General features: G+C 43.0%; 1 protein-coding gene and 1 pseudogene. Both read right to left on the bottom strand.

Going from position 1 to position 1,101, the window contains the following annotated elements; translation table 11 throughout:
• Positions 1–247 precede the first annotated feature (247 nt).
• Complete coding sequence (locus QT996_RS28515) at positions 248–469, bottom strand: hypothetical protein (protein WP_333050860.1); 222 nt, start codon at positions 467–469, stop codon at positions 248–250.
• Positions 470–613: 144 nt separating this feature from the next.
• A pseudogene (locus QT996_RS28760) lies at positions 614–838 on the bottom strand (transposase); the annotation flags it as partial.
• Between the last annotated feature and the right edge of the window lie 263 nt (positions 839–1,101).

Raw genomic sequence — 1,101 nt, 5'->3', positions numbered from 1 at the left:
TGCAATTTGGCTTCCAGTACAAGACGTTCTGCCGCCATCGCTTCCCGACTCAATTGACCAGTATGATACTCCCTATAGAACCCATTTGAGATCTTTTTAGGGGGTAACTGGAGCAGCAAGTCGTTTGAGCATCAATCTGATAAAACAAAGCTTGAGCTTGGCATTGGCAGCTTCAAGTGTGCGGTCAAAATTTTTGACTAAACTCTTGCAGCGCTCTACCCAAGCATTCGATCTTTCAATCACCCATCTAGCTGCAACCGGAACAAATCCCGATTGTCATGAAAGACTCCTTTTCAGCTTTTGATGGCTTGGTGGAGAGTTCAAACTGGATCTTGGTCATAATTTGAGGATAAATCTGCTCCAATGAGCTCGTCAGTTTTTCAGGATGATAACCATGATCTAGCAAGATGGTAATCTTCGGCAGTTCCAGCGGTTTAGATTTGAAGTAATCGATATTTTGGGTCAACATTTCAATCAACCCCGAGGGTCATCAGATACGCTGGCTTTGGTGCAGTGGGTAAAGAAGGGGAAGCCCAATATATCAACTGCTAAATGTCTTTTAATCCCATTTGTTGTCTTGTAAAAACACAACCCTTTCGACTCAATCCCTGCATTACAGGTGTTTTTCACCCATGAGTGAGTCAATCATGATTAGAGTTGTCCACTGAGGCTTTTTTTTTACTTGTTCCCGCACTCGTCCATGTAATTCTGTCATAACTTTGTCTAATATCTCATCTTCACACCACTGTTTGTAATGCCAGAAGACCGTTGAATAGGGTGGAAAATCTTTGGGTAAGTCTGCCCAGTTGCAACCATTCTTGAGTTGATACAATATCCCGCCCGTGAATTTGCCGCTTTGTCCACACTGGGGGTCTTGTTTTCTTCTTGTGCGGTAATAATGGCTCGATTATTTCCCACTATGAGTCTGTTACATCGCTTGAATACCCCATTTACTCCCCCGTCTGCTTTTAATTCACCACTTTTAGCTATCCTACCCGATTGGCAAAAAGATCTCAAATGGGTTCTATATCGGGTTCTAGCAGTGGTTTAAATTTCACTAACTGCCCCAGCTAATAGTCGATTGCCCTCAAAACGACTTAG

This window comes from Microcoleus sp. S13C4 (assembly GCF_036700865.1).
Taxonomy (GTDB): domain Bacteria; phylum Cyanobacteriota; class Cyanobacteriia; order Cyanobacteriales; family Microcoleaceae; genus Microcoleus.
The sequence above is the reverse complement of the archived record's forward strand: the minus strand, read 5'-3'. Positions and strand labels throughout refer to the sequence as shown.

Excerpts from the sequence above, each read along its gene's own strand:
- QT996_RS28515 (WP_333050860.1), bottom strand. The coding sequence starts at position 469 with ATGTTGACCCAAAATATCGATTACTTCAAATCTAAACCGCTGGAACTG.